Genomic DNA, 18137 nt, shown 5'->3' with positions numbered 1-18137 from the left:
CCTTCCGAGGCTAGGCGCTGCGACGGACGCCTCCAAGGTGGCGAATGTGCTGCCTACTCGCCCGGCGGCGGGTTGGTCGAGGACCGGTGGATGATCGTGCACGGCTCGTACGTGCGGGACGGCAGGTGGCCGACGGTCCCGTCGAGCAGGTGCTGCGCGGCGATCCGTCCCATCTCGTAGAAGGGGATCCGGACGGTGGTCAGGGCGGGGGAGAGGTCGGCGGCGAGCGGCTCGTCGTCGTAGCCGACCACCGAGACGTCGTCGGGGATCCTCAGGCCGAGCCGCGCGAGGGCGATGTAGGCGCCGGTGGCCATCTGGTCGTTGCCGAACAGCAGTGCGGTCGGTGGCTTGCGCTCGCGCATCACCCGCAAGGTGATCTCGTACCCGCTGTCGATCCGGTAGTTGCCGAGGTGGACCGGGCAGCGCAGCGGGTCGATGCCCGCCGCCTCCAGGCCCTCCCGGTAGCCGCGGATGCGCATCCTCGTCGCCCACGCCGCGTCGCGGCCGGCGAGGAAGGTGATCCGGCGGTGGCCCATCGCCAGCACGTGCTCGACGGCCGCCCGTCCGCCCGCGATCTCGTCGGGGAGGATGCAGGGCAGCCGCCCGTCCGGGGTGAACGCGTTGACCAGCAGGGTCGGCGTGGACGCGGGAACGAGCGGGAAGTCGACCTGGCGCGTCCCCATCGCCGCGAACAGCAGGCCGTCGACCCTGCGGTCGAGCAGGTCCTCGACAGCGGCGCGGAGCCGGGTGGGGTTCCGGGTCGTGTTCACCATCAGGAGCAGGGAGCGCTGCTCCCAGGCGAGGTCGTGGATGCCGGCGATCATCGGCCCGGAGAACGGCTCGATCGCGATCTCGTCGGTCAGGAAGCCGATCGTGCTGGTGGTGCCGAGGCGCAGGCCCTGGGCGGTGCGGTTCGGCCGGTAGTCGAGGTCCTGGACGGCGGCCAGCACCCGCTCCCTGGTGGCATCGCTGATCTTGGTGTCGCGCCCGTTCAGGACGAGGGAGACCGTGGTCGGGGACACGCCCGCCACACGGCCGACATCGGCCATCGTCGGCCGGTTAACCAGCTCGTCCTTCATCACTCCCACCGCTCGCCGGACCCGCTGCCAGTAAACCGACCGACCGGGGAGCGGTCAATCGGTTCACCTGCGCACCGGCGGTCAGCCGCAGGCCACGCCGGTGGCGTGCACGGGGCAGTAGCCGTTCGGGTTCTTCTCGAGGTACTGCTGGTGGTAGCGCTCCGCGTAGAAGAAGGGTCCCGCCTGGGCCACCTCGGTGGTGATCGTGCCGAAGCCGGACGCGGTCAGCCGCGGCTGGTACTCCGCGATCACCCGACGCGCGGCGGCGTCCTGTTCGGGGCCGGTGACGTAGAGGGCCGACCGGTACTGGGTGCCGTGGTCGTTGCCCTGGCGCATGCCCTGGGTCGGGTCGTGGTTCTCGAGGAAGACCTTCAGCAGCGCCTCGTAGCTGGTCTTCGTCGGGTCGAACACCACCTTCACGGCCTCGGCCTGCCCGGTGCGTCCGGAGCAGACCTCCTCGTAGGTGGGGTTCGGCGTGTAGCCGCCCTGGTAGCCGACCGCCGTCGTGATCACGCCGGGCTGGTTCCAGAAGAGCTTCTCCGCGCCCCAGAAGCAGCCGAGCGCGAAGTAGGCGACCTCGGCGCCGGCGGGGACGTCGTCGATGCGGGTGCCGAGCACCTCGTGGAACGTGCTGCCCGGGGTCAGGATCGGGCGGTCGCGGCCGGGGAGGGCGGCATCGGGGGCCACCATGCGGGACTTCGTGAAGCTGAACACGTCCGCCTCAACGCCGGAGCGGCGGCGGGCATTCCGTGGCGGACGGCATCAGGCGCCCGCCTCGAGGCGCCAGTCGACCGGCGCTCCGCCCTGGGCGACGAGCGCCTGGTCGGCCCTGCTGAACGGGCGGGAGCCGAAGAAGCCGGAGTGCGCGGACAGGGGGGACGGGTGCGCGGACGCGATCTGCGGGACGCCGGCCAGCCGTGGCGCCAGCGACTGCGCGTCGCGTCCCCACAGGATCGCAACCAGCGGACCGCCGCGGGCGGCGAGGGCGCCGATCGCGCACTCGGTGATCTCCTCCCACCCCTTGCCGCGATGCGATCCAGGCGATCCGGGCCGCACGGTCAGCACACGGTTGAGCAGCAGGACGCCCTGCTCGAACCACGGCGTCAGGTCGCCGGAGGTGGCGGGCGGAATGCCGAGGTCGGCCTCGAGTTCCGCGTAGATGTTGGTCAGGCTGCGGGGGAGCGGGCGGACGTCCGGGGCGACCGAGAACGACAGGCCGACCGGGTGCCCGCGGGTGGGGTAGGGGTCCTGGCCGACGACCAGCAGCTTGACGTCGGCGAGGGGACGGGAGAAGGCGCGCAGCACGTTCGGACCTGCCGGCAGGTAGTCGCGACCGGCGGCGAGCTCCGCCCGCAGGAAGTCGCCCATCGCCGTGATCCGGTCCGCGACCGGTGCCAGCGCCTCTGCCCAGTCGGGCGCGATCAGTTCCGGCAGCGGCTTCCTCACGGCCGCCACCCTACTGCCGGGGCTGATCGCGTCGTCGGCGTCCGCCGGCGCGCGTCCCTTCCCTGGCGTTTGCTCCCGAAAGGCGGCCTTGCTCCCCGAATTCCGGGAGCAAGGCCGCCTTTCGGGAGCAAACCGGACGGGTGGGACGGGTGGGACGTGGCCCCAGGGCGGGACGTGGGCTCGGCGAGGTGCGGGCCCGGGGACGGATCGGGGCGATCCCCGGGATTGGGGGCGTGCGTTGCTGGCTACAGTTCCCCCATGCTCACTCCCCGACCTCGGCGCCAGGGCAATCCGGGCTCCCGCGTCCCCCAGGGTGTGGTCACCGCGTCCGACTGGGCCTGGCGAGTGCTGGTGATCGCCGGCTTCGTCGCGCTCGCGTGGTGGCTGCTCACCTACTTCTCCGCCGTCTCGGTGCCGCTGGCCGTCGCCACGCTGCTGACCGCCCTGCTGACCCCGCTCAACCGCGTCCTGCGCCGTTGGAAGTGGCCGGCGCCGCTGGCGTCCATCGGCTGCCTGCTGGCGATGGCGCTGGTCGTGGTCGGCGTGTTCGCCGCGATCGGGACGCAGATCGCGAAGGAGTGGCCGCAGCTGTGGGACAAGGCGCTGGCGGGGTTCAGCACGTTCCTGAACTGGCTGGCCAGCGGCCCGCTCCAGATCGACCAGACCCAGCTCAACGACTACCTCAACCAGTTCACGGCGTGGGTGAACAGCTCCCGCGCGGACCTCGCCGCGGCCCTGGCGTCCGCCGGCGTCGGAGTGGGGCACTTCTTCGCCGGCCTCGCGATCGCCCTGATCGCGAGCTTCTTCTTCCTCGCGTCCGGGCGCGAGATCTGGGCAGCGCTGACCCGAATCGTCCCCGCCCACTACGTCGTCCCCACCCGCAGGGCGGCCGACCGCGGCTGGGCGTCCCTCGTCGCCTACATGAGGGCGCAGGTGCTGGTCGCGCTCGTGGACGCGCTCGGCATCCTGATCGGCGCCCTGGCGCTCGGGCTGCCGATGGCGTGGGCGCTGTTCGCGCTGACCTTCGTCACTGCGTTCATCCCCGTCGTCGGTGCCGTCCTGGCCGGGACGGTCGCGTGCGCGCTCGCCCTCGTCACCTACGGGCCGGTCAGCGCGCTGATCATGCTGGCGATCACCGTCCTCGTGATGGAGATGGAGGGCCACTTCCTCCAGCCGATCCTGCTCGGCCGCGCGGTGTCCCTGCACCCGCTGGCCGTCCTGATCGGCCTGGCCATCGGCGCCACGATCGCCGGCATCGTCGGGGCGCTGCTGGTGATCCCCGTCCTTGCGTTCAGCGTGGCCTTCATCCGCGGGCTCGACCCGGATCGGTTCGACACTCCACACGCCGAGTTGTCAAAGTAGAAAGCTCGCCTTTCCTTTCTGGCAAGTGTGACTATCATTGAGGGTATGAGCACCCCAGAACTGGGCCCGATCCTGGAAGACCTCGCCGCCGGCCGGATCGACGCGTCCGAAGCGGCCCGCCGGATCGACGCGATCAAGGCGGCGACGCCGGACCCGGCGCCGGCCGAGCCGACCAACGAGGAGCTGGGCGAGGACCCGTCCCGCCACGAGTACTCGCCCTACGCCCGCGAGGTGTTCGGCCAGCCCGCCGAGGACGCGCCGCCCGCGTCCGGGCGTCGCCGCCCGACCGGCAGCAAGGGTGTCGACCGGATCACCGTCCGCGCCGTGGGCCGCCGGGTGCGAATCGTGGGCGACCCCGCGGTCGCGACCGTCTCGGCGGAGGGCCCGCACGTGCTGCGCCGCAACGGCTCGGTGCTGGAGGTGACCAGCGACGGCGAGCTCGGGCCGAGCCTGGACGGGTTCAGCATCCTGCGTCCTCCGCGCAACCTGGACGACATCCGGGCGATGGGCCTGGGCAAGGAGCTGTACCTGCGGGTGAACCCCTCGATCATCGTGGACGTCGAGGTGACCGCCGGCCACCTGACCTGTTCGGACCTGCCGTACCTCGGCAAGGTCCGGGTCACGGCGGGCGGCGCGGAGCTCACCGGCGTGGCCGAGGTCAGTGACGCGCTCGTGCAGGCCGGCTCGGCGACCGTGAAGGGAACGATCACGACCGGACGCTCGCGGGTGCGGGTCGAGTCCGGGCAGCTGACCGTCGAGCTCACCGACAACTCCAACGTCACGGTGCGCGGGGAGTCCCAGCTCGGCAGGGTCAGCTGGAGCGGCGCCCACAGCGGCCAGGTGGACGAGGTCGTGCTCGGCAACGGGTCGGCCCGGCTGGACGTCGGCGTCGTCATGGGCTGGGCGAACATCGTCGCGGGGAGCGCGGCATGAGGACGTCGCTGCGCTTCCCCGGACAACCCGCCGCGGGTTCGGACACAGCCGGCGGTCGCCTCGTCCGCTGCGCACCGCGCGATTCGGCGGGGACCCCGCGATGAGCTACCGCGCGCCGTCCGAGTGCCCCGTCTGCGGGGGCGAACTGGTCACCACCCGGCTCGGCTGCCACAACTGCGGCTCCGAACTGGCCGGCGAGTTCGGCCACTGCGACTTCTGCGCGCTCGACGACAAGGAGACCGAGCTGCTGCGGGTCTTCCTCGCCTCGCGCGGCAACCTGCGTGAGGTGGAGAAGCACCTCGGCGTGTCCTACCCGACCGCCCGGGCCCGTTTCACGGCGCTGCTGGTGAAGCTCGGCCTGGCCGGCGACGTCGAACCGGCCCCTACGATGACCCGCGACCAGGTGCTCAGCGAGGTCGCGTCCGGCGCCCTGTCCCCGGCCGAGGCCGCCGACCTCCTCGCCGGCCTCTCCTGACGCGTCCGTCCCACACCCACAAACGCTCCCGAAACCCGCAGACGCTCCCGAAATCTCGGGAGCGTCTGCGCGTTTCGGGAGCGTCTGTGTGGACGGTTCAGAAGACCTGGCGGAGGTTGGCCTTCGTCAGGTCCAGCAACTCGTCGCCGCGTCCGGACAACAGGGTCCGCATCGCGTACAGCGCGAACCCCTTCGCCTGGTCGAGCTTGATGCTCGGCGGCAAGGTCAGCTCCTCCCTCTCGGTGACCACGTCCACCAGGGCGGGGCCGTCGTGCGCGAACGCCGCGGCCAGGGTGGGCCGAAGCTCCTCGGAGTTCTCCACCCGGAACCCCTTCACCCCGGTCGCCTCCGCGATCGCGGCGAGGTCGGGGTTGTGCAGGTCTGTGGCGAAGTTGACGAAGCCGGCGGCCTTCATCTCCAGTTCGACGAAGTTCAGGGAGGAGTTGTTGAAAACCACCAGCTTCACCGGCAGGCGGTTCTGGGTGAGGGTCAGCAACTCGCCCAGCAGCATCTCCACCCCGCCGTCCCCGGACAGCGCGACGACCTGGCGTCCGGGCAGGGCCGCGGCAGCTCCCACCGCCTGGGGCAGCGCGTTCGCCATCGAGCCGTGGATGAAGGAGCCGAGCAGCCGGCGGCGTCCGTTCATCTTCAGGTACCGGGCGGCCCAGATCACCGGCGAGCCGACGTCGGGGATGAACACGGCGTCGTCGGCGGCCAGCTCGTCGATCATGCGCGCCACGTACTGCGGGTGCAGGGGCTCCCCGGCCGCGCGGGGCGTGGCCAGCTCGTCCAGCTTCGTCCGGGTGGTCGCGTAGTGGGCGAGGGACTCCTCGAGGTGGCGGCGGTCCCTGCGGTGCTTGAGCAGCGGGAGCAGCGCGCTCGCCGTCGCGCCGGCGTCCCCGACCAGGCCGAGGTCGAGGGGCACCCTGCGGCCGAGGTGCTCCCCGCGCAGGTCGACCTGGACGATGGTCGCGCTGGTGGGCAGGAACGGACGGTAGGGGAAGTCGGTGCCGAGCATCAGCAGGGTGTCGCAGCGTTCGAGCGCGCGATAGCCGGACGCGAACCCGAGCAGCCCGGTCATGCCGACGTCGTAGGGGTTGTCCGGCTCCACCCACTGCTTGCTGCGCAGCGTGTGGACAATCGGGGCGGCGAGCCGGTCGGCCAGCGCCATCAGCGGCTCGTGGGCGTCCTCGCAACCGGCACCGGCCAGGATCGTGACGCGGCGGCCCTCGTCCAGCAGCTCGGCGGCGCGGGCGAGTTCGGCGTCCGAGGGACGCACGACGGGGTTCGTCCCGGTCACGGGCGTCACGGTGGTGTCGACGGCGTCGGCCAGGGCCACGTCCCCGGGGATCACGACGACCGCGACGCCCCGGCGCTCGATCGCCGCCTGCATCGCCGTGCGGAGGATCCGCGGCATCTGGACGGGGGAGGCCGCGTACTCCACGTACACCGCGCACTCACGGAACAGTTCCTGCGGGTGGGTCTCCTGGAAGTAGCCGCTACCGATCTCGGAGGTGGGGATGTGGGCGGCGATGGCCAGCACCGGGACGCGCGTGCGCTGCGCGTCGAACAGGCCGTTGATCAGGTGCAGGTTGCCGGGTCCGCAGCTGCCGACGCAGACCGCGAGCTTGCCGGTCAGCGCGGCCTCCGCGGACGCGGCGAACGCCGCCGCCTCCTCGTGCCGGACGTGGAACCAGCCGATCCCGGACTCGCGCAGGGCGTCGGTGAGCCCGTTCAACGAGTCTCCCGGGATGCCGTACATCCGCTTCACGCCGGATGCCGCCAGGGTGTCGACGATGTTCTGGGCGACCGTGGTCAAGACGGTTCCTCCTCCATGCCGGTGTCCTGGTCTCCGCTATACCCCGGTTCGGGCCCCCGCGCGTTGCATCCCGTTCCGCGGGCCCGGCCGGGGGAGGAGGGCAGCCGTCCCGGGACCGCCCGGTAGGTCGAAGGCTCAGGCCTGGAAGGGCTGCACCTCGACGATTGTGACCTCGATGGGCTTGCCGGTCGGTGCGGTGTAGGTGACGGTCTCGCCGACCCGGCGGCCGAGGATCGCTGCGCCCAGCGGGGACTGCGGGCTGAACACCTCGATGTCGACCGAGTCGTCCACCCCGACGAGCTCGCGCGAGCCCAGCAGGAACGTGTCGGTGTCGTCCGGGTCGTCGTCGTAGTAGATCGTCACGGACGCCCCGGGCACGACCTCGTCGGAGTCGGCGGACGGTGCCTCGCCCACCTGCGCGTTCTCCAGCATGGCGGCGAGCTGGCGGATGCGGGCCTCCTGCTGGCCCTGCTCCTCACGGGCGGCGTGGTAGCCGCCGTTCTCGCTGAGGTCGCCCTCCTCGCGGGCCTGCGCGATCTTGGCTGTGACCGTCGTGCGTCCCTCGGTCTTGAGGTACTGCAGTTCCGCGGTCAGCCTGTCGAAGGCCTCCTGGGTCAGCCACGTGGTCGAGTCAGTCATGCGGTGCAGGCTATCCGATGGGCCGATCAGCCGGTCCACTGACACGAGTCGACCACGGCGGTCGTCGCCCGCTTGAACGTCTTCAGGTCGACCTCGAGCTGGGTGAGTCCCGTCCCGCCCGGCGGGACGCTGACCGTGAGCTCGCCCACCGTGTCGTAGGTCACGGCCTGCGCGGACAGGGCGCACTCGGCACCCCTGTTCGGGTCGGGACGGTCCACCGTCACCGTCACATGGATGAGGGTGTCGGACCGGACGTCGAACGCATCCACCCGCGCCGTCGGAACCTGGGTCGCCCAGTGCCCACCGGAGACCACCAGCCAGGCCAGGCCCACCACCGACAGCACGATCGCCACCAGGATCCACCAGCGCCGGCGGGGCGCGGGGTACCGGCGGGCGAGGCGGGCAGCGGCTTCGGTGTCGGTCACGCCGTCCATTCTCCCTGCCCGGGTTGGGAAGGTGGCCCCTCGTTCCGCAGAATGTGTGCATGAGCCTGCGGCTGCTGCACGTCCACGCGCACCCCGACGACGAGTCGAGCAAGGGCGCGGCCACCACCGCCTACTACGTCGCGCAGGGCGTCGACGTCGTCGTGGCGACCTGTACCGGCGGGGAGCGCGGCTCGATCCTCAACCCCAAGATGGACACCCCGGAGAACTGGAAGAACCTGCCCGCCCTCCGCAAGGCCGAGATGGAGAAGGCGGCGGGGATCCTCGGCATCCGGCAGGTCTGGCTGGGGTTCGTCGACTCCGGCATGCCCGACGAGGGCGAGGAGCTCCCCCCGGACGCGTTCGCGCGGCTCGACCCCGCGGTCGCCGCCGGGCCACTGGTGAAGGTGATCCGCGAGCTGCGTCCCCAGGTGCTCACCACGTACGACGAGAGCGGCGGCTACCCGCACCCCGACCACATCCAGTGCCACCGGGTCTCGATGGCCGCCGTCGAGGCCGCCGCGGACCCGGACGCGTGGCCCGAGCACGGCGAGCCCTGGCAGGTCCCGAAGGTCTACTACGACATGACGCTGCACCGCGGCCGGTACGCCGCCTTCGACGCCGCCATGCACGAGGCGGGCCTCGGCCGCCCCTACGCGGAGTGGCTCGCCCAGTGGTCGGAGGACACCGACCGGCTGTCGCGGCTGACCACCTTCGTGCCGTGCGCGGACTACTTCGAGGTCCGCAACGCCGCGCTGCTCGCGCACGCCACCCAGATCGACCCGGACGGACGCTGGTTCGCGGTGCCGCTGGAGATCCAGAAGGCCGGCTGGCCGACCGAGGACTACCAGCTGGTGCGCTCCACCGTCCCGGCGAAACTGCCCGAGGACGACCTGTTCGCCGGCGTCCGTGACGAGCCGGACGACTACTCGATCTGACAGCGTGCACCGTTGTTGACCGAGTTCGGTGCACAACGGTGCACGCCGGTGGACGCTAGCCTTGGCGCATGGTGCAACTGATGCTGGTGACGCCCGACTGGCTGCCGCTCGCGATGGTCGGCGTGCTGGTCCTGCTGCTGGCCTTCCTGTACTGGAGCATGCACCGCAACATCAACCGGATCGACTTCGACGACGAGCAGGCGCCCACCTCGCCCGTCTCTCCGCTCGACTGACGTCCGCGTCCCGCTGCCCCCGCCCCGGTCGGGCGGCCGCCGCGGCTGACCTATGCTGACGGGCGTGAATCGCCTTGCCGAGGCCATGTCCCCGTACCTGCGGATGCACGCCGACAACCCCATCGACTGGTGGGAGTGGGGGCCGGAGGCGCTCGCAGAGGCGCAGGCGTCCCAGCGCCCGATCCTGCTGTCGGTGGGGTACGCGGCCTGCCACTGGTGCCACGTGATGGCGCACGAGTCGTTCTCGGACGCGGCGGTCGCGGCGATCGTGAACCCGAACTTCGTCGCGATCAAGGTCGACCGCGAGGAGCGTCCCGACATCGACGCGCTCTACATGAAGGCGACCCAGGCGCTGACCGGCTCCGGCGGCTGGCCGAACACGGTCTTCCTCACCCCGGACGGGCGTCCGTTCTTCGCCGGCACCTACTACCCGCCCGTGCCGAGCGGCGGCATGCCGTCGTTCACCCAGGTGCTGGAGGCGATCGACGCCGCGTGGAGGGAGCGCCGCGACGAGGCGGACGCGAGCGCGTCCGCGATCACCTCGCACCTGGCCGACGCGTTCGCCCCGCCCGCTGCGGAGGGCGACCGGCTCGACGTGTGGGCGGTGCTGGACGAGGTGAGCCGCGAGTTCGACCCGATCCACGGAGGTTTCGGGACGGCCCCCAAGTTCCCGGCCCCGCTGCTGGTGGACGCGTTGCTGGTGAAGGGGGAGCCGGGCTCCCTTGACGTCGCCCAGCGCACGCTGGACGCGATGGCGCGCGGCGGCATCCACGACCAGGTCGGCGGCGGCTTCGCCCGGTACAGCGTCGACGCCGGGTGGGTGGTGCCGCACTTCGAGAAGATGCTCTACGACAACGCGCTGCTGCTCGGCGCCTACACCCGCGGCTGGCGGCGCGTCCCCGACCACGACCCGCTGCTGCGCGCGCAGTTCGAGCGCGCGGCGCGGGGCATCGTGGGCTGGCTGGAGCGCGAGCTGCGGGTGCCGGAGGGGGGCTTCGCCGCGTCCCTGGACGCCGACAGCCTGGACGCGCACGGCCGGCAGCACGAGGGCATCTACTACTGCTGGACCCCCGAGCTGCTGGCCGACGCGCTCGGCGAGGAGGACGGCGCGTGGGCGGCCGAGGTCTTCCACGTGACGACGTCGGGCACCTTCGAGCACGGACTCTCCACATTGCAGCTGCGCGGCAACCCGGACGCGACGCGGCTCGCGTCTGTCTCCGATCGGCTGCTGGCCGAGCGGCAGCACCGGTTCGCTCCGGCCCGCGACGACAAGGTGGTCGCGGCGTGGAACGGCTGGGCGATCGACGCGCTGGTGTGGGCGGCGGAGGTGTTCGGCGAACCGGGCTGGCTCGACCTCGCGCTCGGCGCGGCGGAGTGCGTGTGGCGCGACCACTGGGACGGCCGGCTGCACCGCTCCTCGCTGGGTGGCGCCGCGTCCGCGGTGGCCGGTTTCGCCGAGGACTACGGCGCGGTCGCGCTGGGCTTCGCGCGGCTGGCGGCCGCGCGAGGGGACGCGGAGTGGCTGCGCCGCGCAGAGCTCCTCCTCGACCAGGCGCTGGAGCTCTTCGGCGCGGACGACGGCGGCTTCTTCGACGCGGCCGCCGACGCCGAGCAGCTGTGGGCGCGGGCCAGGGACGTCAGCGACAACCCGACCCCGTCCGGCACGAGCGCGCTCATCGCGGCGCTGCGGCTGGTGGCGCTGCTCGCCGAGCGTCCGGACCTCGAGGCGCGGGCGAACGCGGCGGCGGCCACCCTGGTGGGCATCCTCGAGCAGGCGCCACGGTTCGCCGGCTCGGCGCTCGTGGACGCCCTGGTCGCCGACGAGGCGCGGACCGGGCTGCGTCCGGCGGTCGCGGTGGTCGTGGACGACGACCCGATGGGGGAGCGGGCCAGGGCGACCTGGCGGATGGCCCCGATCGGCACGGCCGTCCTCACCGGTCCGGGGGGGACGCCGGGCTTTGCCCACCACTTCGACGACCGCTCCGAGCCGGACGTCTACGTGTGCCGCGGGACGACCTGCTTCGCGCCCACGTCCGACCTGGCCGAGCTCCGCACCGCGCTGTGGAGCCGCGTCTGACGCGGCGCCACCCACCACCGTCCACCCCGGGCGTCCGCCTTGGACATCCGCTTGCGACGGCCACCCACGGACCCCCCGCGCAAACGCTCCCGAAACTCGCAGAAGCCACCGAAATTTCGGGAGCGTCTGCGAGTTTCGGGAGCGTTTGTGAGGACGCCACCGGGGACGCGGGACGGGGAGGAGCGCGGCAGAGAGCGACGGCGGACGCTTCAGTCGGCGTCCGGGATCCGGGTGCGGTGGAAGTTCAGGTACGAGCGGCTGGCGGTGGGGCCGCGCTGGCCGAGGTACCGGGAGCCGTACGCGCTGGACCCGTAGGGGTGTTCGGCCGGCGACGACAGCCGGAAGAAGCACAGCTGCCCGATCTTCATGCCGGGCCACAGCTTGATCGGCAGGGTGGCGACGTTCGACAGCTCCAGGGTGACGTGGCCGGAGAACCCCGGGTCGACGAAGCCGGCGGTGGAGTGGGTGAGCAGGCCGAGGCGTCCCAGCGACGACTTGCCCTCCAGCCGGGCCGCGATGTCGTCCGGCAGCGTGACGACCTCGTAGGTGCTGGCCAGCACGAACTCGCCCGGGTGCAGGACGAACGGCTCGTCCGCGGCGACCTCGACGAGGTGGGTGAGGTCGGGCTGCTCCTCCGCGGGGTCGATCACCGCGTACTTGTGGTTGTCGAACAGCCGGAACAGCCGGTCGATCCGGACGTCGACGCTGGACGGCTGGACCATCGCCTCGTCGTACGGTTCGAGCACCACGCGTCCCGCTGCCAGTTCGGCACGGATGTCACGGTCGGAGAGCAGCACGGCCCCGAGAATACGCACCTCTGGCCGCCCGGGCACCGTGTCCCGACGCGGACGCAGCGAACGGACGCCGCTCAGCCGAAGATGGCCACCGCGATCGCGGCGAAGTGGCAGGCGGCCGCGGCGATCGTGCAGGCGTGGAAGACCTCATGGAAGCCGAACCAGGTCGGGGACGGGTCGGGACGGCGGCGTCCGTAGACCACCGCGCCGAGGGTGTAGACGAGGCCGCCGAGCAGGATCAGGATCACCACCGCCGGGCCGCCGGACGTCCAGAACGCCGGCATCCAGCCGATCCCGGCCCAGCCGAGCAGCAGGTAGCAGGCGACGTCGATCCAGCGTGGGGCGTTCTGCCAGAACACCCGGACCAGTACGCCGACGACGGCCACCGACCAGATCAGCGTGAGCAGCACGGTCGCGCTGGCCGGCGTGAGCAGGGCGAGGGCGATGGGGGTGTAGGTGGCGGCGATGAACACGAAGATGTTCGCGTGGTCCCAGCGGCGAAGGGCGGCCTTCACGCTCGGGCGCCAGCCGCCGAGGTGGTAGGTCGCGCTGGTGCCGAACAGCAGCAGCGAGCCACCGAGCCAGACCGCGCTGCCCACCTTGGTGGCCAGGGTGGGCGAGAAGACGACCAGCAGGATGCCGCCGACCAGCACGAGCGGCGTCATGCCGAGGTGCAGCCAGCCGCGCAGGCGGGGCTTCGGCAGTGCCGGGGCGAGTGGTGCGGTCATCGGGGACTCCATAACCTACGGTGAAGTAACTTACGCCAGCGTAGGTTGTGGTGACGCCACTTGCAAGCCCGAGGGTCGCGTGTCCGCGGACCGAGCAGGCCGGCGTTCTTCGCGGCCCGACCGCCCACCGCCGCGTCCTGCCCGGTGCGCGACGCTAGGCTGGCAGCCATGTCGCTCGGGCTGCGGATTCGCGAAGCAGTGAACCGCCTGCAGCCACTCGGCTTCCTGTACTCGGCCTACGAGACCCAGGTGCTCGCCCAGCTCGACCGGTCGGCGCTGCCGCGCCACGTCGCGGTGCTGGCGGACGGCAACCGCCGCTGGGCCCGGGCCAACGCCCCGGACGGGCCACTGGTCGTCGGCTACCAGGCCGGCGCGGACAAGCTGCGCGAGTTCGTGGACTGGTGCGCGGACCTCGGCATCGGCGTCGTCACCCTGTGGGTGCTGTCGACGGAGAACCTCACCCGCTCCGGCCCGGACGAGGTCGGTCCGCTGCTGCAGGTGATCGAGCGGCTGGTGGCCGACCTCGCGCACACCTACAACGTCCAGGTCGTCGGCGACGTGAGCCTGTTGCCGCCCGGGATGGCCGCGCACCTGTCGGACGCCCAGGCTGCGTCCGGCGTGCACGAGGGGATCCACGTGAACGTGGCCATCGCGTACGGGGGACGCCACGAGTTGCGAGACGCCGTCCGCTCACTGCTGGCCAGCGAGGCCGAGAAGGGGACGACGCTCGACGAACTCGCCGGGACGCTGGAGATCGACCACATCGCCGAGCACCTCTACACGGCCGGCCAGCCCGACCCGGACCTGATCATCCGGACCTCAGGAGAGCAGCGCATGTCGGGCTTCCTGATCTGGCAGTCCGCCCACTCCGAGTACTACTTCTGCGAAGCGCTGTGGCCCGACTTCCGGAAGGTCGACTTCATCCGCGCACTGCGCTCGTACGCGCAGCGCGAGCGCCGCTACGGCCGCTGACCCGGTCGCACCGACGACCCGGCGGCAGGCAGGGTGGGTCAGGCGTCGGCGAGGAGCAGTTCGAGCAGGGCGGACGCGAGCGCGGGCGCGAGGTCGAGCGACTGGAGGGCGGCGACGCGGCGGGCCGGGGTGGTCTCGTGCTCGATGGCGTGCCAGATCTTGCCCTTCACCTCGTACTCGATCTGGGCGGCCGACAGCAGCGTGAAGATGAGCGACTCGACCCGGTTCTTCGTGGGCTCGCCGTCGACGACGACGGTGGTGCCGGTCGCGGTGGCCACGTCAACCTCCACCGGCTGGGCGTCCAGGCCGTGCACCAGCACGCGGTAGCGCCGCTCTGCGGGCAACAGGTCGAGCGCGCCTTCCGCCGGCTCGATCGTCAGCGTCCGCTCGGCCTGTGACCAGCGGAACCGGGTGGTCACGGCCCGCGGGTCGGCCGCGTCATCGTCCTCGTAGAGGGTGAAGTCCCCGTCCGCACCGGTGAAGACGTGCAGTTCGATGGCCGCGGGGTTGCCGGTGCCGTGGTCGTCGGGCCAGGTCAGCGGGACGATCCCGCCCGCCCGCGCCAGCACGGGGTAGCCGGACAGCGGACGGTGCAGGTCGACGACACGTCCTCCCGTGTATCGGACGCCGGTGAAGAAGTCGACCCACTCCCCGGCCGGCAGCCACGTGCTGACCCGGCCGAGCCGGGTCTCGCCGTTGGCGGGGGTGGTGATCGGCGCCACCAGCAGCTCGCTGCCGAACGCGAAGGACGTCCGCGCGGCCAGAGCCTCGGGACGCGGGTCCAGCCAGTACAGCGGACGCACCAGCGGCTCGCCGAGCAGGTGCGCCCGCTCGGCCATCGTGTAGAGGTAGGGGACCATCCGGTGCCGCAGCCGCAGGGCGTCCCCCATCGCCGCGCGCGCGTCCGCGGAGTACTTCCACGGCTCCTTGCCCGCGAACAGGTCGTCGGTGGAGTGCAGCCGGTTGATCGGCGAGAACGCGCCGAGCTGGAACCAGCGGGCCACCATCTCGTCGTCCCGGTAGCCGAAGCAGTGGCCGCCGATGTCGTGGCTCCACCAGCCGTAGCCGATGTTCGCAGCGGTCGCGGTGAAGTATGGCTGGAAGTCCAGGCTCGGCCACGTCGCGATCGTGTCACCGGAGAACCCGACCGGGTAGCGGTGCGAGCCCGGGCCGGCGTAGCGGGAGAAGGTGAGCGGACGCTTCCCGTCCCTCGCCGAGTCGAGGAAGTGGAAGTGGTTGAGCATCCACAGCGGGTCCAGGCCGGGGACGGCGGTGTAGGAGCCCTGCTGCCAGTCCAGCCACCAGAAGTCGACGCCCTCGTCCTCCAGCGGGTGGAGTACTTCATCGAAGTACGCCACGAGGAACTCGGGACTGGCGATGTCGAAGTTGACGGGGTCGCCGGCGTCCGCGTCCACGCCGAGTCGCCCCGCCAGGGCGGCGTACCGGTCCTCGTAGGCGCGGACGCCATCGGCGGGGTGCAGGTTCAGCGACGTCCGCAGCCCGTGGGAGTGCAGCCAGGCCAGGAACGCGGGCGGGTCCGGGAACAGGTCGGTGTTCCAGGAGAACCCGGTCCAGCCGTGGCCGAACCGCGGGTCCACGTCGACCCAGTGCCAGTCCATGTCCACGACCGCGACGCTGAACGGCAGCTGCTCTGCCTCGAACCGCTCGACCAGCTCCTGGTACTCGGACGCGGAGTAGGCGTAGTAGCGGCTCCACCAGTTGCCCAGCGCCCAGCGGGGCAGCAGCGGCTGCGGCCCGGTCAGCCGGTAGAAGTCGCGGACGGCGCCCGGGGCGTCCTTGCCGTAACCGAAGTAGTACAGGTCGGTGTTGCCCTCGATCCGGGGCGCCACCCAGCCGTCGACCAGCGGAAGCGTGGTGTCCTCCAGGACGGCGTAACCGGTGGTGGAGACCAGACCGTCCTCGAGCGGGAGCGCGCCGTCCACCCCGTCCAGCGTCCGCGCGGTGCCGCCGAGGTTGCCCTGCTGCCACTTGTCCGGACGGAAGCGGACGCCGTAGCGCCAGTCGCTGTGGTAGCCGAGCCCGCCGGCCTGGCGGACGAGCAGTCCGGACGCCGAGAACGGGCCCTCGTCGTAGTCCACGACCAGCGCGCCGGTGAACAGGTGCAGGCCCGCGGCGTCCCTCGTCACCCGGAAGTCGACCGGGCCGAGGTCGCGGTGCAGCGCGAAGGGGGTGGCGCGGTCCTCGAACCGCCCCGTGGGCGAATACTCCAGGCGCAGCATGCGCGGGGTCAGGACGGTGATCCGGTAGTGGTCTCCGACGACCTGGTTGGCGTCCGGCGCCACCGGGGAGGTCTCGATCCTCAGGTACTCGGGAAGGTCGGCCATGGGCGCGAGTCTAGGTGGGCCGTCGTGAACGGGGCCCTGCCACAGCGTCCGAACCGCGCCGCGAGCGGGACTGCCCGTCCGTGAACCGCCAGGAACCGTCCCCATCGTGCCGGGTACGAGGGGACGGTTCCTTCGTGCCGGGTACGAAAGAACCGTCCCCTCGTGCCGGGATCGGGGGGACGGTTCCTTCGTGCCGCGGGCGTCCGGGAACGACGTGTGACAGCTGCGTGAACTCCCACCCCGCGGACGGCGTGTCGGGGGTGTGCGCCCCGGGGCCGCGCCTACTCTCGGACCACGGACGGGTGCCCATCCGTCCGACGAGAGGCATCGCATGCGCCGTCCTGCTCGAGAGAGCGTGACCCGCGGGCCCGCGCCCGGGCCCCTGCCCTTCGGCTGACCACTTCGGTAGAGCCGGACGGGTGGCGATCCGGCTCGGACAAGGATCGATATGCCGTCGACCAGGACCGCCTTCACCGGTACCCGTGAGTCCGCGCTGGCGCTGAAGACCTACGTCATCGACACCTCCGTGCTGCTCAGTGACCCGAACGCCCTGCGCAATTTCGCCGAACACGGCGTCGTCGTGCCGGTGGTCGTGATCACCGAGCTGGAGGCCAAACGCCACCATCCCGAGCTCGGCTACTTCGCCCGGACGGCGCTGCGCTACCTCGACGACCTCCGCGTCCGCTACGGCCGCCTCGATGCCCCCGTCCCCGTCAACGAGGTGGAGGGCACCCTGCGGGTCGAGCTCAACCACACCGATCCCGAGGTGCTGCCGCCGGGCTTCCGGCTGGGCGACAACGACTCCCGGATCCTCGCCGTCGCGCTGAACTACCGCGCCGAGGGCCACGACGTCGTGCTGGTCAGCAAGGACCTGCCGATGCGCGTCAAGGCGTCCGCCGTCGGTCTGGCCGCCGAGGAGTACCGCCACGAGCTCACCCCCGACTCCGGCTGGACCGGCATGGCCGAGATCGACGTTCCCGCGGCCACCATCGAGCGGCTGTACGCCGACGGCTCGGCCGTCGTGCCCGAGGCGATCGACCTGCCCGTCCACACCGGCGTCGTCCTGCACGGCACCGGCTCCTCTGCGCTCGGCCGGATCGTCGCCGACGGCTCGGTGCGCAGGGTGCTGGAGCGGGAGGCCTTCGGGATCCGCGGACGCTCCGCGGAGCAGCGGGTCGCCCTCGACCTCCTGCTCGACCCCGAGGTCGGCATCGTCTCCCTCGGCGGGCGCGCCGGCACCGGCAAGTCGGCGCTCGCGCTGTGCGCGGGGCTGGAGGCCGTGCTGGAGCGTCGGCTGCACTCGAAGGTGATCGTGTTCCGTCCGTTGTACGCGGTGGGTGGGCAGGAGCTCGGCTACCTGCCCGGCAGCGAGACCGAGAAGATGTCGCCGTGGGGCCAGGCGGTGTTCGACACTCTCGGCTCGGTCGCGAGCAAGAACGTCGTGGACGAGGTGATCGCCCAGGACCTGCTCGAGGTGCTGCCGCTCACCCACATCCGCGGCCGCTCGCTGCACGACGCCTTCGTGATCGTGGACGAGGCGCAGTCCCTCGAACGCAACGTCCTGCTCACGGTGCTCAGCCGGATCGGGCAGAACTCCCGGGTCGTGCTCACCCACGACGTCGCGCAGCGCGACAACCTGCGGGTCGGCCGGCACGACGGGGTGGTCGCGGTGGTCGAGCGGCTCAAGGGGCACCCGCTGTTCGCCCACGTCACGCTCACCCGGTCCGAGCGCTCGCCGATCGCGGCGCTGGTGACCGAGATGCTGGAGGACGTCGGCATCTGAGCCGGCGTCGCGTGGGTGGGTTGGTCCTCCCGGGCCTGACCGGGGATTTCGCGGACGAGGCGGGCTGACGGACACCGGAGATCCCGGTTCTC

The 18137-nt window shown here is 71.7% G+C and carries 17 protein-coding genes; 8 read left to right on the top strand and 9 right to left on the bottom strand.

Features of this window, described 5'->3' with window-relative positions:
* Nucleotides 1–53 precede the first annotated feature (53 nt).
* From QM779_RS08955 to QM779_RS08945, 3 genes are all read right to left on the bottom strand, one after another.
* On the bottom strand, nucleotides 54–1079 hold the full coding sequence (locus QM779_RS08955) for a LacI family DNA-binding transcriptional regulator (protein ID WP_428534345.1): 1026 nt from the start codon (nucleotides 1077–1079) through the stop codon (nucleotides 54–56).
* An 81-nt stretch (nucleotides 1080–1160) separates the two neighbouring features.
* Entirely contained in the window at nucleotides 1161–1769 is a 609-nt protein-coding gene (gene msrA / locus QM779_RS08950; protein ID WP_428538372.1) for a peptide-methionine (S)-S-oxide reductase MsrA, read from the bottom strand.
* A 72-nt stretch (nucleotides 1770–1841) separates the two neighbouring features.
* Entirely contained in the window at nucleotides 1842–2525 is a 684-nt protein-coding gene (locus tag QM779_RS08945) for a uracil-DNA glycosylase (protein ID WP_428534343.1), read from the bottom strand.
* A 258-nt stretch (nucleotides 2526–2783) separates the two neighbouring features.
* On the opposite strand from QM779_RS08945, the gene QM779_RS08940 reads away from it, so the two are divergent.
* The 3 genes from QM779_RS08940 (at nucleotide 2784) to QM779_RS08930 (ending at nucleotide 5295) form a co-directional block, all read left to right on the top strand.
* Complete coding sequence (locus QM779_RS08940) at nucleotides 2784–3887, top strand: AI-2E family transporter (protein ID WP_428534341.1); 1104 nt, start codon at nucleotides 2784–2786, stop codon at nucleotides 3885–3887.
* 45 nt (nucleotides 3888–3932) lie between these two features.
* Nucleotides 3933–4820, top strand: a complete 888-nt coding sequence (locus tag QM779_RS08935; RefSeq protein WP_428534339.1) for a hypothetical protein — start codon at nucleotides 3933–3935, stop codon at nucleotides 4818–4820.
* A gap of 100 nt (nucleotides 4821–4920) precedes the next feature.
* Nucleotides 4921–5295 carry a DUF2089 domain-containing protein gene (locus QM779_RS08930; protein WP_428534337.1) on the top strand — a complete coding sequence of 125 codons (375 nt, stop codon included), beginning with the start codon at nucleotides 4921–4923 and terminating at the stop codon, nucleotides 5293–5295.
* A gap of 97 nt (nucleotides 5296–5392) precedes the next feature.
* Here QM779_RS08930 and poxB read toward each other — a convergent pair whose 3' ends face one another.
* The 3 genes from poxB to QM779_RS08915 form a co-directional block, all read right to left on the bottom strand.
* On the bottom strand, nucleotides 5393–7114 hold the full coding sequence (poxB, locus tag QM779_RS08925; protein WP_428534335.1) for a ubiquinone-dependent pyruvate dehydrogenase: 1722 nt from the start codon (nucleotides 7112–7114) through the stop codon (nucleotides 5393–5395).
* A gap of 135 nt (nucleotides 7115–7249) precedes the next feature.
* Complete coding sequence (gene greA, locus QM779_RS08920) at nucleotides 7250–7753, bottom strand: transcription elongation factor GreA (protein ID WP_428534333.1); 504 nt, start codon at nucleotides 7751–7753, stop codon at nucleotides 7250–7252.
* Between the two features lie 26 nt (nucleotides 7754–7779).
* Entirely contained in the window at nucleotides 7780–8178 is a 399-nt protein-coding gene (locus QM779_RS08915; RefSeq protein WP_428534331.1) for a DUF4307 domain-containing protein, read from the bottom strand.
* Nucleotides 8179–8237: 59 nt separating this feature from the next.
* On the opposite strand from QM779_RS08915, the gene mca reads away from it, so the two are divergent.
* From mca to QM779_RS08900, 3 genes are all read left to right on the top strand, one after another.
* Nucleotides 8238–9113 (top strand): mycothiol conjugate amidase Mca, encoded by an 876-nt coding sequence (gene mca / locus QM779_RS08910; protein ID WP_428534329.1) that lies wholly within the window; start codon nucleotides 8238–8240, stop codon nucleotides 9111–9113.
* 68 nt (nucleotides 9114–9181) lie between these two features.
* Nucleotides 9182–9346, top strand: coding sequence for a hypothetical protein (locus QM779_RS08905; protein WP_428534327.1), 165 nt, complete (start codon nucleotides 9182–9184; stop codon nucleotides 9344–9346).
* A 64-nt stretch (nucleotides 9347–9410) separates the two neighbouring features.
* A complete protein-coding gene (locus tag QM779_RS08900) occupies nucleotides 9411–11423 on the top strand; it encodes a thioredoxin domain-containing protein (RefSeq protein WP_428534325.1) in 2013 nt (670 codons plus the stop codon).
* Between the two features lie 209 nt (nucleotides 11424–11632).
* On the opposite strand, the gene dcd is transcribed toward QM779_RS08900, so the two are convergent.
* Together dcd and trhA are read right to left on the bottom strand one after the other, a co-directional pair.
* The gene (dcd, locus tag QM779_RS08895; RefSeq protein ID WP_428534323.1) at nucleotides 11633–12220 is read right to left on the bottom strand and encodes a dCTP deaminase; all 588 of its coding nucleotides are present in this window, start codon (nucleotides 12218–12220) and stop codon (nucleotides 11633–11635) included.
* A gap of 71 nt (nucleotides 12221–12291) precedes the next feature.
* Nucleotides 12292–12945: a PAQR family membrane homeostasis protein TrhA gene (gene trhA, locus QM779_RS08890; protein ID WP_428534321.1), complete on the bottom strand. Its 654-nt coding sequence runs from the start codon at nucleotides 12943–12945 to the stop codon at nucleotides 12292–12294.
* Nucleotides 12946–13113: 168 nt separating this feature from the next.
* Between trhA and uppS the strand changes: the two genes are divergently transcribed.
* Complete coding sequence (uppS, locus tag QM779_RS08885) at nucleotides 13114–13917, top strand: polyprenyl diphosphate synthase (RefSeq protein WP_428534319.1); 804 nt, start codon at nucleotides 13114–13116, stop codon at nucleotides 13915–13917.
* A 38-nt stretch (nucleotides 13918–13955) separates the two neighbouring features.
* On the opposite strand, the gene QM779_RS08880 is transcribed toward uppS, so the two are convergent.
* Nucleotides 13956–16262 (bottom strand): TIM-barrel domain-containing protein, encoded by a 2307-nt coding sequence (locus QM779_RS08880; RefSeq protein WP_428534317.1) that lies wholly within the window; start codon nucleotides 16260–16262, stop codon nucleotides 13956–13958.
* A gap of 448 nt (nucleotides 16263–16710) precedes the next feature.
* Here QM779_RS08880 and QM779_RS08875 point away from each other — a divergent pair, with 448 nt between their 5' ends.
* Complete coding sequence (locus tag QM779_RS08875) at nucleotides 16711–18045, top strand: PhoH family protein (RefSeq protein ID WP_428534315.1); 1335 nt, start codon at nucleotides 16711–16713, stop codon at nucleotides 18043–18045.
* Nucleotides 18046–18137: the final 92 nt, after the last annotated feature.

This window comes from Propionicimonas sp. (assembly GCF_049840635.1).
Taxonomy (GTDB): domain Bacteria; phylum Actinomycetota; class Actinomycetes; order Propionibacteriales; family Propionibacteriaceae; genus Propionicimonas.
This window is presented reverse-complemented; position numbering and strand designations above follow the sequence as displayed.

What these genes read in the sequence shown, in the direction of transcription:
- QM779_RS08955 (WP_428534345.1), bottom strand. Translation starts at nt 1,079, where the DNA reads ATGAAGGACGAGCTGGTTAACCGGCCGACGATGGCCGATGTCGGCCGT.
- msrA (WP_428538372.1), bottom strand. Translation starts at nt 1,769, where the DNA reads ATGGTGGCCCCCGATGCCGCCCTCCCCGGCCGCGACCGCCCGATCCTG.
- QM779_RS08940 (WP_428534341.1), top strand. Translation starts at nt 2,784, where the DNA reads ATGCTCACTCCCCGACCTCGGCGCCAGGGCAATCCGGGCTCCCGCGTC.
- QM779_RS08935 (WP_428534339.1), top strand. Translation starts at nt 3,933, where the DNA reads ATGAGCACCCCAGAACTGGGCCCGATCCTGGAAGACCTCGCCGCCGGC.
- QM779_RS08930 (WP_428534337.1), top strand. Translation starts at nt 4,921, where the DNA reads ATGAGCTACCGCGCGCCGTCCGAGTGCCCCGTCTGCGGGGGCGAACTG.
- greA (WP_428534333.1), bottom strand. Translation starts at nt 7,753, where the DNA reads ATGACTGACTCGACCACGTGGCTGACCCAGGAGGCCTTCGACAGGCTG.
- mca (WP_428534329.1), top strand. Translation starts at nt 8,238, where the DNA reads ATGAGCCTGCGGCTGCTGCACGTCCACGCGCACCCCGACGACGAGTCG.
- QM779_RS08905 (WP_428534327.1), top strand. Translation starts at nt 9,182, where the DNA reads ATGGTGCAACTGATGCTGGTGACGCCCGACTGGCTGCCGCTCGCGATG.
- trhA (WP_428534321.1), bottom strand. Translation starts at nt 12,945, where the DNA reads ATGACCGCACCACTCGCCCCGGCACTGCCGAAGCCCCGCCTGCGCGGC.
- uppS (WP_428534319.1), top strand. Translation starts at nt 13,114, where the DNA reads ATGTCGCTCGGGCTGCGGATTCGCGAAGCAGTGAACCGCCTGCAGCCA.
- QM779_RS08880 (WP_428534317.1), bottom strand. Translation starts at nt 16,262, where the DNA reads ATGGCCGACCTTCCCGAGTACCTGAGGATCGAGACCTCCCCGGTGGCG.
- QM779_RS08875 (WP_428534315.1), top strand. Translation starts at nt 16,711, where the DNA reads ATGCCGTCGACCAGGACCGCCTTCACCGGTACCCGTGAGTCCGCGCTG.